The 15,586-nt window shown below is 57.1% G+C and carries 13 protein-coding genes; 8 read left to right on the top strand and 5 right to left on the bottom strand.

Going from position 1 to position 15,586, the window contains the following annotated elements; all coding sequences use genetic code 11:
• Positions 1-10 precede the first annotated feature (10 nt).
• From ACR0J0_RS03975 to ACR0J0_RS03965, 3 genes are all read right to left on the bottom strand, one after another.
• Positions 11-1,219: a class I SAM-dependent methyltransferase gene (locus tag ACR0J0_RS03975; protein ID WP_480661411.1), complete on the bottom strand. Its 1,209-nt coding sequence runs from the start codon at positions 1,217-1,219 to the stop codon at positions 11-13.
• Positions 1,220-1,288: 69 nt separating this feature from the next.
• Entirely contained in the window at positions 1,289-2,713 is a 1,425-nt protein-coding gene (locus ACR0J0_RS03970) for a cryptochrome/photolyase family protein (protein WP_480661410.1), read from the bottom strand.
• A 47-nt stretch (positions 2,714-2,760) separates the two neighbouring features.
• Positions 2,761-3,987 (bottom strand): aminotransferase class V-fold PLP-dependent enzyme, encoded by a 1,227-nt coding sequence (locus tag ACR0J0_RS03965; RefSeq protein ID WP_480661409.1) that lies wholly within the window; start codon positions 3,985-3,987, stop codon positions 2,761-2,763.
• 274 nt (positions 3,988-4,261) lie between these two features.
• Between ACR0J0_RS03965 and ACR0J0_RS03960 the strand changes: the two genes are divergently transcribed.
• Complete coding sequence (locus ACR0J0_RS03960) at positions 4,262-4,639, top strand: VOC family protein (protein WP_480661408.1); 378 nt, start codon at positions 4,262-4,264, stop codon at positions 4,637-4,639.
• 53 nt (positions 4,640-4,692) lie between these two features.
• Here the strand turns inward: ACR0J0_RS03960 and pyrH are convergent, their stop codons facing one another.
• Positions 4,693-5,448 (bottom strand): UMP kinase, encoded by a 756-nt coding sequence (pyrH, locus tag ACR0J0_RS03955; protein ID WP_480661407.1) that lies wholly within the window; start codon positions 5,446-5,448, stop codon positions 4,693-4,695.
• 97 nt (positions 5,449-5,545) lie between these two features.
• On the opposite strand from pyrH, the gene miaA reads away from it, so the two are divergent.
• The 6 genes from miaA to ACR0J0_RS03925 all read left to right on the top strand — a co-directional run bounded on the left by miaA (position 5,546) and on the right by ACR0J0_RS03925 (position 14,279).
• On the top strand, positions 5,546-6,439 hold the full coding sequence (gene miaA / locus ACR0J0_RS03950) for a tRNA (adenosine(37)-N6)-dimethylallyltransferase MiaA (protein WP_480661406.1): 894 nt from the start codon (positions 5,546-5,548) through the stop codon (positions 6,437-6,439).
• A gap of 324 nt (positions 6,440-6,763) precedes the next feature.
• A complete protein-coding gene (locus ACR0J0_RS03945; protein ID WP_480661405.1) occupies positions 6,764-8,434 on the top strand; it encodes an ABC transporter substrate-binding protein in 1,671 nt (556 codons plus the stop codon).
• Positions 8,435-8,570: 136 nt separating this feature from the next.
• Positions 8,571-9,617, top strand: coding sequence for an ABC transporter permease (locus tag ACR0J0_RS03940; protein WP_239335664.1), 1,047 nt, complete (start codon positions 8,571-8,573; stop codon positions 9,615-9,617).
• Between the two features lie 13 nt (positions 9,618-9,630).
• On the top strand, positions 9,631-11,094 hold the full coding sequence (locus tag ACR0J0_RS03935) for an ABC transporter permease (protein WP_480661404.1): 1,464 nt from the start codon (positions 9,631-9,633) through the stop codon (positions 11,092-11,094).
• Positions 11,095-11,186: 92 nt separating this feature from the next.
• Positions 11,187-13,274, top strand: a complete 2,088-nt coding sequence (locus ACR0J0_RS03930; protein ID WP_480661403.1) for a dipeptide ABC transporter ATP-binding protein — start codon at positions 11,187-11,189, stop codon at positions 13,272-13,274.
• A 447-nt stretch (positions 13,275-13,721) separates the two neighbouring features.
• Positions 13,722-14,279, top strand: a complete 558-nt coding sequence (locus ACR0J0_RS03925) for an MFS transporter (RefSeq protein WP_480661402.1) — start codon at positions 13,722-13,724, stop codon at positions 14,277-14,279.
• 10 nt (positions 14,280-14,289) lie between these two features.
• On the opposite strand, the gene ACR0J0_RS03920 is transcribed toward ACR0J0_RS03925, so the two are convergent.
• Positions 14,290-14,868, bottom strand: coding sequence for a lytic transglycosylase domain-containing protein (locus ACR0J0_RS03920; RefSeq protein ID WP_480661401.1), 579 nt, complete (start codon positions 14,866-14,868; stop codon positions 14,290-14,292).
• A 206-nt stretch (positions 14,869-15,074) separates the two neighbouring features.
• Here ACR0J0_RS03920 and ssb point away from each other — a divergent pair, with 206 nt between their 5' ends.
• Positions 15,075-15,581, top strand: coding sequence for a single-stranded DNA-binding protein (gene ssb, locus ACR0J0_RS03915; protein WP_239335674.1), 507 nt, complete (start codon positions 15,075-15,077; stop codon positions 15,579-15,581).
• The last annotated feature ends 5 nt before the right edge of the window (positions 15,582-15,586 follow it).

Here is a 15,586-nt window from a genome sequence, read left to right as displayed (position 1 = left end):
GGTCCGTTCCTTAACTCGGTTTCGCTATAGTGATCTGTGTCACATCGCAATTACCGGTGTCAAAGGCTGCGCCGCAGGCGGTCAAATAATAATTCCACATGCGGCGAAAACGCTCATCAAAACCCATTTCCGAAATTTCGTCCCACTTGTCGTTGAAAGTTTCATACCAGCGACGCAGTGTCAGATCGTAACTTTTGCCGAATTCCTTGGATTTCACGACCTTCAGGCCGGCTTTTGCCACCTGTTCCTTCAAAATGGACGGGGCCGGGAGCATCCCGCCGGGAAAGATGTATTTCTGAATGAAATCAATACCATTACGGTACACATCCCACCTATGATCCGCCACTGTGATGATCTGCAGGGTCGCTTTTGCGCCGGGTTTCAGGCGTTCGCGCACGGTTTCGAAGTACACCGGCCAATATTTCTGACCAACGGCCTCGAACATCTCGATAGATGCAATACCATCATAGAGTCCGCGCTCATCCCGATAGTCCTGCAACTTGAGCTCGACCATGTCGGAAAGTCCAGCCTTTTCCATACGTTGCCTGGCAAACTTCAATTGTTCCTGACTGATCGTCAGACCTGTGACCCGCAGGCCACGCTCTTTCGCGGCGTATTCGGCAAAGCCACCCCACCCGCAGCCGATTTCCAGGATATGATCACCCGGTTTTGCACCCATTTCGTCAACAAGACTTGCGTATTTGGCAGTCTGTGCGTTCTCCAGGCTTTCCTGCCCCGTCTCGAACAGAGCGCTGGAGTAGGTCATCGTATCGTCCAGCCATAACCCATAGAATTCATTTCCCAGATCATAGTGGTACGAGATGTTCTTTTTGGCTTGGGTCCGGTTGTTGCTATGCAGCCAGAACCGCAGACGTTCATACATCTGGACCAGAACTTTGCCGGTAAAGTCGTCATAAACGGTTTCACTACCCAAATGCACAAGATCCATGAAGGATCGCAGGTCGGGTGTACTCCAGTCGCCTTCCAAATAAGCATCCGAAAAGCCCAGTTCGCCTTCCCGGATTAGACGTGAGAAAACATCCGGGTTATGAATCTCAACGCTCGCAACAGGTCCCGGTTTCGCGCCTTCAGATCGAAACACCCGACCGTCCGGTAACGTGATATCCAGCCGTCCGGTCTCCATCCGGTTCAGCATCTTGAAGACTTGAGCAAAGTATCTGGGCAGCTCGTTCTGCCCGTCCGTCGTCGTCAATATCATCCGCTCTCCCCTATGCGGCCGCGCAAATAGGCTAGGACGAGTTTGTGTTTCTGGCAAGTTTTCAATTCCTTACTGGTTTTTTTGGCCTTCATACGCCGCCAAGGCTCGCGCTCTTCCGGTAGCCAAAGCGACGACCGGTTGCGGATACGGATGGGTTGGATTGAGGTTCCAAGACTCCGGAACCGCATCAAAATAAGCCAACGCCGTCGAGGGAGGATCGGACTGACCCTCGGCAATCCACTGCCTGACATAGGTTGACTGCGGGTCGAATTTTTCCTGCTGCGTCTGTGGGTTGAAGATGCGGAAGAATGGCGATGCGTCAGGCCCGGACCCCGCAACCCATTGCCATCCCATGGCATTTGCCGCCGGGTCCCAATCCGTCAAGCAATCCGCAAACCAGTCCATTCCGATTTTCCAGTGGGTCATCAGATGCTTGGTCAGGTAACTCGCCACGATCATCCGAGCCCTGTTGTGCATCCGTCCGGTCACATACATCTGGCGTAAACCGGCATCGACTGCAGGCACACCGGTTCTGGCCTGCCTCCATGCCGCCACCTCGGGAAGATCGGCATCCGTGTTCCACGGAAAGGTATCCCATTCCGGCTTCCAGTTTCCGCTTAACAGACGGGGATTGTGAAACAAAAGGTGATAGGCGAACTCGCGCCAGACCAGTTGACGCAAATAGGGTTCGACTGCACGAACGCCGGTCATCCCCGCCCTCTGAATAGCATGCCAGACGCTGCGGGGACCGATTTCGCCCAGAGACAAATATTCTGAAAGGTTAGAGGTTCCGTCCAAATCCAGACGATCCCGGTTGTCAGCATATGGGGTGATGCGATCCAAGAACAGATGCAAGGCCTCAAACGCTGCCGACTCTCCGGGGCGAACATAAGGCGCGACGACCAGTGCTCCACGCTTCATCTGCGCTCCCAAATGCCAGTCGACAAGGTTGTCTGACGTAGGCCACCGCGCGGGTGGAGGCACATGGGTCGCGGTGTTTTTTGGTGCGGGAACGTCGCGGTTTTGCACAGCCCTCCACATCGGTGTGAACACGCGGAAAGGCTGGCCAGACTTTGTCGCCACACTCCAAGGTTCGAACAAAAGATGACCAGCAAACGACCTGGCCGAAACGCCTTGTTCCTTCAGAACCGATTTAATCTTCGTATCCCGCGCGATCGCGTCAGGATCATAGGCGCGCGACCAAAAAACGAGATCCGCCCCGGTTTCGGAAATCAACTCTTGCAGGACAGCCCGCGCATCTCCGCGCCTTAGGATCAGGCGGCTGCCAACTTGCTCGAGCGAGCGGACAAAGGTCTCAAGGCCCAGTCCCAGCCGCCATTTCGGAGCTGCCCCAAGAGCCTCCACAGTGTCATCCAGAATGAACACTGGTATGATGGGACGACCCGTTTCAATAGCTGCAGTTAGCGCCGGATGGTCCGACAGGCGCAAATCCCGTCGGAACCACATGATGATCGGTGACCGCTCGTTTTCCATGTTCGCCCTGCTGTTTTCTTCGGTTACGAAGCAGAGCGGAAACTGGATCACAAAACGTCGTCAAGTGCGTTCAAAAGCTGATCAATTTCCTGTTGAGAGGTATAGTGCGTAAAGCTAACCCGCAGAACGCCCTCATCCAAATCTACCCCCATCGCCTGCAGTGGGCGTACAGCGTAAAAGTCACCGCCACCTGCCATAATGCCGTGCCCGACCAGATCCGCGGCAACGGATTCGGCATTACGGTTCAGCGCCAATGCAACTGTCGGCGCACGGCGATTGGCATCGGACGTCCCGATCAGGCGCGCAGCATTGCGATCTTTGACAGCATCAAGAACCGGTTGCAGCAGAGCGACCTCTTGCGCACGCATCAAGTCGTGCACAAAGGCGCCGCGTTCGGTTGCGCTGGATTCGGGCCCGTTGTGATGAGTGCTCAGCAGATCGACGTAATCTGCCATGCCAGCGCTGGCTGCGATCTGGGCGTGGTCTGGACCGGCCGGGGTGAACCGTTTGTACAAAACGTCCCCGTTGAAATAGTGCGCCTGGTTCGGCAGCATTTCACCCAGGGTACGGCGGATCACCATGCAGCCCTGATGCGGACCGTATGTCTTGTAGGCCGAGAACAGGTAGATATCTGGCCCAAGATCGCCCACATTCGGGAACCCGTGCGGAGCATAAGATACGCCGTCCACACACACAAATGCACCGGCGGCATGGGCGATCGCGGTGATTTCGGTGACCGGGTTGATCTCTCCGATTACGTTGGAGCAATGGGGAAAGCACACCAGACGCACGCTTTCGTCCAGCATGTTCTCCAGATCCATCGGGTTTAGCGACCCCGTTTCCGGATCAATCTGCCACTCGCGGATTTCAATGCCTTCATCAGCCAGACGCCGCCACGGGCCAGAGTTCGCCTCGTGATCCTGATTGGTGACAATGATGGCCTCGCCGGGCTTCATCCATTGGCGAAAAGCCTGTGCCAGAACATACGTGTTTTGCGTAGTTGAAGGCCCAAAACTCAGTTCGTCGGTGTCGACACCAAGAATGGCAGCCATCCGGGCGCGGGCCTCGTCCATTTCCTCACCGGCCAGGCGGCTTGCTACGTAGGGGCCATAGGGCTGAACTTTGCGCTGTGTATAGTACCGCGTCAGACGGTCGAGCACCGGCTTGCAAGTGTATGACCCGCCTGCATTCTCGAAGAATGCTTGCCCCTGCAGGTTGGGTTCCGAAAATGCCGGAAACTGCGCCCGAACAAAATCAATATCAAGGGATGTCATCCCGCCTCACTCCTTGGTCGTTGTCCACGTCTTGATTGTCGGTCCGCACATGATCCCGGACCGCTCCGAAAACATGGCAGGTCTTCCAGCCAAGCCGCAGCCCAGTCACGAGTCCTTGGTCCGGCGGCAGCCACAGGGACAGTTATCCTCCCGCTCCTGCGACGGGCTCAGATAACCTGACGATTACGACCCGGTCAAGCTCTGCCGCTGATGCCGGATTCTGTCATCAGCCTTTGGCACTCTAGCCACATTCAAACGACCGTGAGGAACGAACATGAGCTTCAAACCCAAGGACTTTCTTGTATGGGGAGAATTACCTGTGCGGGATATGCAACGGGCCATCGCCTTTTACTCTACAGTTACCGGAGCGACACTGGAATTGGAGCAGGATGCGCCAAACCCCATGGCGGTGTTCAAGCCCGCCGATCCCGCGACCGGAGTTGCCCTGCATCTTTACCCCGGCAAAACTGCCGAAAATGGGAAGGGACCGACATTGCACCTGGCCGCTGATGGCGCCTTAGAAGACGTTATGAAACGAGTCGAAGATGCAGGAGGGAAAGTCGTGTCCGAGCCGATTCAAATACCAGCCGGTCGGTTCTTTTATGCGACAGACCCCGATGGCAACTCCGTTGGTTTCTTTGAAGGCACTTAAGAAAATAGGCCGGGCAGCTTGGCCCGGCCTTATTCAGGATCAAGAGACAGTCGTTAGCCTTGTACCTTGGTATAAGTCCCCTCGCCCGCCAGAATTCCGCGGAACCCGCCGGGCTCATCTAGTCCGAACACGATCAGAGGCAGGTTGTTGTCGCGCGCCAGCGCAATGGCCGAAGCATCCATGACCCGCAGCCGTTTGGCCAGCACATCGTCATAGGTGACCGTGTCATAGCGCACCGCATCCGCGTGCTCTTTGGGGTCTTTGTCATAGACCCCGTCCACGCCATTCTTACCCATGAAGATCGCCTGACAGGCCATTTCGTTCGCGCGCAACGTCGCAGCAGTGTCGGTAGTGAAATATGGGTTGCCGGTGCCGGCGGCAAAGATGCAGACCCGTTTCTTTTCCAGGTGGCGCACAGCGCGGCGGCGGATATAGGGCTCGCAGACTTCGTCCATACGGATGGCCGAGATAACCCGTGTGAACACGCCGATCTCTTCCAGCGCGGACTGCATCCCCAGCGCGTTCATCACCGTGGCCAGCATGCCCATATAGTCGGCCGTCGTCCGCTCCATCCCCTGCGCCGAACCGCTGAGACCGCGGAAGATGTTCCCGCCCCCGATCACCATGCAGATCTCGACGCCCAGATCGTGCACCGATTTGACCTCTTGCGCGATACGCTGAACGGTTGGCGGATGCAGGCCAAACCCCTGATCGCCCATAAGCGCTTCGCCCGAGATCTTCAGCATCACGCGGTCATACTTTGTCTTGGGGGTTTCTTCGGTTACGGCGGCGGTCGGGGAAAGGCTCATGTTGCGCTCCGGGCTGGCACGGGTTTATTTTCCGGCGCAAAATGAAGCAAAACCGCCGCAGGTTCAATGCGGTTGGTAAGGAATGAGGCGGCGCTTAATGACCGATCCCGCAGAAACGCAGATTTTGGACCGCCTGCCCCCAATTCCCAACGACGCGCCCTTGCTGATTGCCGGGCCGACGGCGTCCGGAAAGTCAGCGCTCGCCCTGCTGATCGCCGAGCGGTTCGGCGGCGTGATCGTGAACGCCGATGCAAGCCAGGTCTACAATTGCTGGCGTGTGGTTTCTGCCCGGCCGTCGGCCGAGGAAGAAGCCCGCGTACCGCATCTGCTGTACGGCCATATCCCCTATGACCAGACCTATTCCACCGGCCACTGGCTGCGCGAGGTGAAACCGCTGCTGCAAGGCGGTACGCGCCCGATCATCGTTGGCGGCACGGGGCTCTACTTTTCCGCGCTGACCGAAGGGATGGCCGACATACCTGCCACACCACCCGAAATCCGGGCCGAAGCCGACACGCTGACACTGGAAACCCTGATCGAAGGGATTGATGCCCGGACGCTGGCCCGGATCGATACCCAGAACCGCGCGCGGGTTCAGCGTGCGTGGGAAGTGCAACAGGCCTCGGGCCGTAGTCTCAGCGACTGGCAAGAAGAAACCCCGCCGCCAGTATTGGATGTTAAGAATACTGTTCCCATCGTGTTTGACGTAGACAAACAATGGCTTCTGGAACGGATAACGCGCCGATTTGATCAGATGCTGGAAACAGGTGCGTTGCAAGAAGTGGAAAGGATGCGCGAGCAGTACGATCCAACCCTGCCCGCATTCAAGGCCATCGGCGTACCCGAACTTATGGCCTATCTGAATGGCACCATGACACTGGAAGAGGCCCGTGATCGGGCAACGATTTCAACGCGGCAATTCGCAAAGCGACAGCGCACCTGGTTCCGTGCGCGTATGAAATCCTGGAATCGGATTGATTTATCAAATTGATACATCAAAAAGCTGAGGTGAAAAAACAGCAGTCAGGCGCGTAGGAACAAAGCAGCGAATCCTCTTTGCTTTAAGGGGTGAACAAAGTGGTCTCCCCAAGCTTGGCTGAGCCGAGCATGGTAAACTCTGGTCACCAATGTCGTTTTTGTACCGCGAATGACGATTTCGAACATTGACCTAACCCGATTTCTGGTGCGGAATGTCGGTATGGGGATGTTCAGAATCCGAAATAAGAAAAACCATGAACCTGCCAACCGGAGCATGCCGGCCTGAGCGGTTCCAAGCTACATCCAAAAAATTACCGTATCACAGGGAGTAATGTTAATGAAAAACCAAACAACGACCGGAGCACCGATTCACTGGGCGGCTGAAATGCATGCTCAGGAATATCGGGACGGTAAACTGAACCGACGCGAATTCCTGACCCGCGCCACCGGGCTTGGCGTCACCGCAGCAGCAGCCTATGGCATGATCGGCCTGACCGCGCCGGTACACGCAGCAGGCGAAGACGCCAAGAAAGAAGGCGGCACTTTGCGCGTTCAGCAGGAAGTACGCGCACTGAAGGATCCACGCACCTATGACTGGTCGCAGATCGCGAACGTCACCCGCGGCACGCTGGAGTACCTGGTCGAGTACAACTCGGACGGTACCTTCCGCGGCATGTTGCTGGAAGGCTGGGAAGTAAACGACGACGCGACCGAGTACACTCTGAAAGTCCGCCCGGGCGTCAAGTGGAATAACGGTGACGACTTCACTGCGGATGACGTGGCCCGCAACATCGGGCGCTGGTGTGACAAAAGCTCGGAAACCAACTCGATGGCCGGTCGCTTTGCGACACTGATCGATCCGGAATCCGGTCAGGCAATCGACGGCGCAATCGAGATTGTCGATGCCAACACCGTCAAGCTGAACCTGCCAGCCTCTGACATCTCGCTGATTGCGGGCATGGCGGACTATCCGGCGGCCATCGTTCACAGCTCGTTCAGCGAAACGGACCTTCTCAACAACGTTGGGACAGGACCATACCTGGTTCAGGACCTCGAAGTTGGTGTTAAGGCCACTCTTGTTCGCAACGAAAACCACACATGGTGGGGTGAAGAGGTGTTTGGTCGCCCGGCGTTGGACAGCATCGTCTACATTGACTACGGAACCGACCCGTCCGCATGGCTGGCGGCGCTGGAATCCGACGAAGTGGACATGCTGTATGAATCGGTTGGTGAGTTTATCGACGTGATGGACAGCCTCGGGTACATCAAATCCGAAGTTGTGACCATGAACACCATCGTCATCCGTCCGAACCAGCTGGCCGAGATCGACGGCAAGAAGCCTTACGAAGACAAACGTGTACGTCAGGCCCTGCAAATGGCCGTTGATAACTCGATCTGCCTGGAACTGGGCTATGGTGGTCGTGGTTCGCCTGCGGAGAACCACCACGTTGGTCCGATCCACCCGGATTACTTCGAACTGCCACCGCAGAAGGTCGACCCGGAAGGCGCACGCGCGCTGATGGAAGAAGCCGGAATGATCGATTTCGAGCACGAACTGATCTCGATCGACGACGACTGGCGCCGGAACACCACCGACGCGGTTGCAGCTCAACTGCGCGACGCAGGTATCAAGGTCAAGCGGACCGTTCTGCCGGGCAACACCTTCTGGAACGACTGGGCGAAGTATCCGTACAGCTCGACCAACTGGAACCACCGTCCTCTGGGTGTTCAGATCTGGGCTCTGGCCTATCGTTCTGGCGAAGCCTGGAACGAGTTCGGTTGGGCGAACCCTGAGTTCGACGCCCTGCTGACCGAAGCTCTGGCCATCGCGGATGCGGACAAGCGCCGTGAAGTGGTCGCCAAGGGCGAAGCGATGATCCAGGAAGAAGGCGTGACCATTCAGCCCTACTGGCGTTCGCTGTATCGCCACATGAAGGACGGTCTTGTCGGCACCGACATGCACGTGTCCTTCGAGCACCACCACTACAAGTGGGGCTGGGCAGCCTAAAACCTGCCGGACGATAAACGGGGGCGCCTGATCCGGGCGCCCCTTTCCAGCCGCAGACAGGCCGACACGGGGTCGGATGTCCGAGGCCAGCAAATGGTCCAATGATCTGCGGAACACCCGAACAACAGGGGCCATCATGGGACTATTCATCCTTCGACGGTTCGGCGTCATGCTACTGACAGCATTGTGCCTGACTTTCGTGGTCTTTTTTCTGACCAACCTCTACCCGAACCTGGAAAAGCTTGCGAAAACGCAGGGCAACCAGCGTATGTCCGACGAGCAGGTCGAAACCTGGCTGGAAAACCGCGGTTACCTGCAGCCCACGCTCGTAAAATACGGCCAATGGCTGGGCGTCATGCCGGGCTTTACCAAAACGCTGGAAGACGGCACGTTCGTGGGCACCTGCACACGACCGGGATCGACCGAAGAAACCACCCCAAGATTTTGTGGCGTTCTTCAAGGCGACTGGGGATACTCAACCGTTTTCAAGGATGAAGTCGGCAGTATCGTTAGCAAGCGCCTTGGCAATACCGGTTATCTGATGTTCTGGGTTCTGGTCCTGATGGTGCCATCCGCGCTGCTGGTCGGCGTGCTGGCCGGGATGCGCGAAGGGTCAGCCCTAGATCGGTCCCTGTCCACCTTCTCGATCATCACTACGGCGACACCGGAATATGTTTCGGGCGTTATTTTCATCGCGATCTTTACCTCGTCCACCGTTGGCCTGAAGTGGTTCAAGGGCACGGCAACACAAGCGATGGACAACCCGACATTCGAAAACTTCTTCCTGCCGGTTCTGACCATTGCGCTTTATGGCATGGGCTATATTGCCCGGATGACCCGCGCTTCGATGACCGAAGTGATGACGGCACAATACATCCGGACCGCAAGGCTAAAGGGTGTGTCTTTCGGCAACATCGTTTTGAAACACGCGCTCCGTAACGCGCTGATCGCGCCCTTCACCGTCATCATGCTGCAGTTCCCGTGGCTGCTGAACGGCGTGGTGATCGTTGAAACCCTGTTCAACTACAAGGGCTTCGGCTGGGCACTGGTTCAGGCGGCGGGCAACAACGACATCCAGCTTCTGCTGGCGATTTCGGTCGTGTCGGTCTTTGTGGTGCTGGTGACGCAGCTGATATCCGATATCGGTTATGTCTACCTCAACCCGCGCATCCGTATTTCGTAAGGGAGGATAGATCATGGAACCTCTTAGCTGGACCGGCTCTATCGCCTTTCTGAACCCTATCCTTCTGATCGCATTGGCGGCGCTGCTTGTTTCGATCGTCATCTGGATTATCGGCAGCATCATTCTGCCGGAAACACCGATGACCGTGAATGTCGACGGCACCATCAGCTCGGGCAGTGGTCTGCGCGGACTGACGCAATCGGCCTTGAGATACAGCTTTTTCGCCTGTGTCGCGCTTTCGCTTGCGTATATTCTGCTTGGTATCTTCATGGGCACCGGGGCCGGGATTATCGGAGCAATCTCGCAGCAGTTTCTGCCTGTGTGGCTGTCGTTGATCATCCTGTTCGCAATGTCGATCGCCTTCAAACGGCGCCTTGGCCTTTATGGCAAGCTGTTTGACAGCCCAATCGGCATGATCGGCTTTGGCTTGGTTATGTTCTGGGTCTTCACCGGCATCTTCGGCGCACTGGATCTGATCGTTACGCACGACCCGCTCGTGCAAGTGTCTGGCATGAAGAACAAGGTGCCCGGAACGCCCCTGCCAAGCCCGGAAGAAGGCGAGTATACCTGGTACTTGCTGGGTGGCGATAACCTTGCCCGCGACGTCTTTAGCCGCATGGTCAAGGGCGCCTGGATCGTTGTTCAGATCGCACCGCTGGCGACCATGTTCGCGTTCATGGTTGGGATCACTCTGGGTCTGCCAGCAGGGTACTACGGCGGGCGTCTGGACACGTTCTTGTCGTTCCTGGCAAACCTGATCCTGGCCTTCCCGGTTATCCTGTTGTTCTACCTGCTGGTGACGCCGGAAATCGTGGCAACGGGCGTGCCGAACTATATGGCGGCCGTGTTGTTCGTGTTCCCGATCCTGTTCATTGGCGTTCTGCTGAACTCGCGGTACTACACTCGCCCGAACTTCCGCACGCCGCTGTTAATCGGCGTTCTGGGCATCGCGCTGTGGCTGTACTTGTCACTGATTTCGACCGGCGGATACATCATCAACACTGATGACTACCGCATCTGGGGTCTGCCTACTTATCTGGATCTGTTCGATATTCCGGGCGGTATTCTTGTCGTGTTCGTGTCAGTTGTCTTTGTGAACTCGCCCACCGTGTTCCGTATCGTGCGGGGCCTTGCGATGGACATCAAGACGCGCGACTACGTGGCGGCGGCACAGACCCGTGGTGAAGGTCCGTGGTACATCATGCTGTGGGAAATCCTGCCCAACGCGCGTGGTCCGCTGATCGTCGATTTCTGCCTGCGCATCGGCTATACCACCATCCTGCTGGGAACCCTGGGTTTCTTTGGACTGGGTCTGCCACCGGAAAGCCCGGACTGGGGTTCGACGATCAACGAAGGGCGCAAGCTGCTGTCGATCTACCTGCATCCCGCTCTGCCGCCTGCGCTGGCGCTGCTGTCACTGGTTCTTGGTCTGAACCTGCTGGCCGATGGTCTTCGTGAGGAAAGTCTTAAGGACTGATGTGATCGAGGCCGGGGGCCCCGCCCCCGGACCCCCGAGGTATTTTTAGCCAGATGAAGGGGACCCCCTGACTCTCGCGAGGAGAAACACAGATGAACAAACTGGCGGATTATGACGGGCCAATTCTGGAGATCGACAAGCTGTCGATTTCATTCTTCACCCGTTTGCGGGAAATTCCCGCCGTGATGGATTTCTCGGTCAGCGTCCAACCCGGTGAAGCCGTGGGGCTGGTCGGAGAATCCGGCTGCGGCAAGTCCACGGTTGCGCTTGGGGTCATGCAGGATCTCGGCAAGAACGGCCGCGTCGTTGGAGGCACCATCAAGTTCAAAGGGCGCGATCTGTCCGAGATGAGCGCGGACGAGTTGCGCGACATCCGCGGCAATGAGATCGCGATGATCTATCAGGAACCGATGGCGTCGTTGAACCCGGCAATGAAGATCGGCAAGCAACTGATGGAAGTGCCGATGATCCACGAAGGTGTCGGGGCTGAAGAAGCTTATGCCCGTGCACTGGAAGTGGTGACAGACGTGCGCCTGCCCGACCCTGAGCGGATGCTGAACTCGTTCCCGCACCAGCTGTCGGGTGGTCAACAGCAGCGTATCGTGATCGCGATGGCGCTAATGTCGAAACCCTCACTTCTGATCCTGGACGAACCAACAACCGCGCTGGACGTGACGGTTGAGGCCGCCGTGGTCGAATTGGTCAAGGATCTGGGCAAGAAATACGGCACCTCAATGCTGTTCATCTCGCACAACCTCGGGCTGGTGCTTGAGACCTGCGACCGCTTGTGCGTGATGTATTCAGGTGAGGCGGTCGAGCGCGGTTCCATCCATGATGTGTTCGATGAGATGCAGCACCCTTATACGCAGGCACTTTTCCGGTCGATCCCCCTGCCCGGCGCGGACAAGAACTCGCGCCCGCTGGTGGCCATTCCAGGCAATTTCCCACTTCCGCATGAGCGTCCGCCGGGCTGCAACTTTGGACCACGCTGCGACTATTTCGAAGAAGGTCGCTGCGACGCGCAGAACATCCTGATGGAGGCTGTGCCGGGCAATGACCGTCACCATACACGGTGCCTGAAATTCAAGGAAATCGACTGGAATGCTCCGATCACGGTGGGCGACCAGAAGGAAAAAGGCGAGATTGGTCGAACCGTTCTGAAAATGGACAACCTCAAGAAATACTATGAGGTCGCAGCCAACGCCCTGTTCGGCGGTGGCGAAAAGAAGGTTGTGAAAGCCAACGAAACCCTCAGTTTCGAAGCCCACGAATCTGAAACGCTTGCCATCGTGGGCGAATCCGGATGCGGCAAGTCCACCTTTGCCAAGGTTTTGATGGGGCTTGAAACGGCCACGGACGGCCAAATCCTGCTGGACAACCGCAACATCGAAGACGTGCCCATCGAAGAGCGCGACGCCAAGACGGTGGGTGAAGTTCAGATGGTGTTTCAGAACCCATTCGACACACTAAATCCGTCCATGACGGTCGGTCGCCAAATCATCCGTGCACTGGAAATCTTCGGCGTTGGCAATTCCGAGGCTGAGCGCAAAAAGCGTATGCTGGAGCTGCTGGACCTGGTGAAACTGCCCCGTGCCTTTGCCGACCGGATGCCACGTCAGCTATCGGGCGGCCAGAAACAGCGTGTCGGTATTGCCCGTGCCTTTGCCGGGGATGCCCGGATCGTGGTCGCGGACGAGCCGGTCTCGGCGCTGGACGTGTCCGTTCAGGCCGCTGTCACCGACCTGCTGATGGAGATTCAGCGCGAGCACAAGACGACCCTTCTGTTCATCAGTCATGACCTGTCCATCGTGCGCTATCTCAGTGACCGGGTCATGGTGATGTATTTGGGGCATGTGGTCGAACTGGGCACGACCGATCAGGTATTCTCGCCGCCCTATCACCCGTATACCGAAGCCTTGCTGAGCGCCGTACCCATCGCGGACACGTCGATTGAAAAGCAGCATATCGTATTGGAGGGCGACATTCCTTCGGCCATGAACCCGCCACCCGGCTGCCCGTTCCAGACGCGCTGTCGCTGGAAGTCCGAAGTACCGGGCGGGCTGTGCGAGAAGGACGTGCCACCGGTCAAGCATCTGGCGGAGGGTCATCAGGTGAAGTGTCACCTCGCCGACGACATATTGGCCCGAATGGAGCCTGTCATCAAAATCGCTGCGGAGTAACCGCCACAGACAATTCCACGGCGTCGGCACAAAGTCGGCGCCGTGTCCTATTTCTGCAGGACACATCCGATGCGCTGGAAGGCCGCGTCTTACGGCATTGTGTATTAAAGGTGAGTATTCGATCACACCTCTCGGCGACAGCCGTGCGCGGGCTATTCTGGGTCTGCACTTGTCCGGGACGTTCTGCGCAAGCATAACTGCCCCGTTTATCCCATTCTAAATCGTGCCGGAACTGGGGCATCCGCCATGGCAATTCAGCGTGTACAGCACCTTGGGGATATTGCTGACTGTCAGGTTCAACCAGAGCTTCGCCGAGCGAGTGGATAATGGGCATCGGTTTGCGCCGCTAGTGAGTCTGTCCATCGCGGGTTAGGTTATACCCGCCGACGCAAGGTCTGAGGCGGCAATAACAACTGGCAAAGATGAAGCAGATACAGACAGGATTCTATGGTTGGCGGTTTCCGCCTGCCTGCTTTTTCAACCTCGCACGTGCTGTGCAGCAATGCCCTGTCCCTATTCTACGTCCGTGAGGTCGGCCTGCCAGGATTTGTGCCGGGGCTGTCGTTTTCGATCAAAACAGCCGCCAAGATTGTTGTCATTCTGACGACTCCGGCTCCGTGGCGTTTCCTTTCACCTTTGACCTGGTTGATCCACTCTCGTTGGCCGCGGCTTAGCGCGTTTCTTGTGTTGTCACAGGTCTCGAGCTTGGCCGGGATGATCGCTGGCGCCGCGCTTGAAGGTATTTATTACGGTCTTTTTGCCGGGGTCAGTCTGACCTTTGTTCAGAACCTGGCCACTGGGCGTATGGCGCGGGCCAATACGCTATACGTCAACAGCTTGTTCATCGGAGCGTTGGTCGCCGGTCCATCGGTCGGGGTCATCGCCCACTTCACCTGCTTTCAGACCGTAATTCTTGCGGCTTGCGCACCGATGGTTCCTGCTTTGATTGTATTGGTCGTGACGACTCGAACGCAGACGCCCGCGCAGTTTCGTTCTTCTGAATAACGGAAGCCGGTTAGCCGCCCCAGATCACTTTCACATAGTTCTGGGTTTCCTTATACGGCGGCACGCCGCCGTGCTTTTCCACGGCCTTCGGTCCAGCGTTGTACGCAGCCAACGCCAAACGCCAGGATTTGAACTTGCGGTACTGCCAGGACAAGTACCGAGCCCCACCCTCGAGGTTCTGTTTGGGATCGTGGGGGTTCACACCCAACAGGCGCGCTGTACCTGGCATAAGCTGAGCCAGACCCAATGCACCCTTGTGCGAAACCGCGTGCGGATTCCATCCACTCTCTTGCTGAACCAGTCTCAGGAACAGTTCTTCCGGGACACTGTGCTTTCGGGCTGCCTGCCGCGCCAGCGCCAAATATTGCCCGCGATATTTACCGTTATACCGCTTGCTGAACTTCGGCTGAGCGGTCTTTGGTTTCAGACGGTCGGAGTCGCGGTATTGGGTCGCGGCACGGGTATCCAGTATCTTTGATTGCTTCAGGAAAATGTCCTTACGGCTTTTGGTGGACAGAGTGTCAGCCGTAGCCGGGACCGAAACCAGCGCAAGGCACAGAACAAAAAAACAACCAACTAGAAATCGCATTAATGCCAATCCCGCTCGTCCTCGAACCAATCCAGTATAAATATTTCAGGAAAAAATGAAAGCTTGGTAAACAGGAACAGGGGGATTTCTTACCGACTGTTGCACTCATCAACTGTGTTTTAACCATGACGCAGGCCGTATAGGGTCGCATAGATACATCGCGCCAGATTCGGGCGCATTCGAGTTAGATAAGAACGGGGAAATACATGGCAGGTTCAGTCAACAAGGTCATTCTGGTCGGGAATCTCGGCCGCGATCCCGAAGTCCGGTCGTTCCAGAACGGCGGCAAGGTTTGCAACCTGCGCATCGCTACCTCTGAGACCTGGAAAGATCGCAACACCGGTGAACGTCGTGAGCGTACGGAATGGCACTCGGTGGCGATTTTCTCAGAGCCATTGGCGCGGATTGCTGAACAATACCTGCGTAAAGGCAGCAAAGTTTACATCGAAGGCCAGCTTGAAACCCGCAAATGGCAGGATCAATCCGGTCAGGATCGGTATTCGACCGAGGTCGTCCTGCGCCCCTATCGCGGTGAATTGACCCTGCTGGACAGCCGCGGTGAAGGCGGTGGCGGCGGCGGTTATGGTGGCGGCCAAGCGGGCGGCTATGGCGGCGGTCAGGCCGGCGGTGGCTATGGCGACCCCTATGGCGGACCGTCCAGCGCCCCTGCCCCTGCATCCGGCGGAATCGACGACGACGAGATTCCGTTCTAAAGCAA

Source organism: Ruegeria sp. BF12 (assembly GCF_056538705.1).
This window is presented reverse-complemented; position numbering and strand designations above follow the sequence as displayed.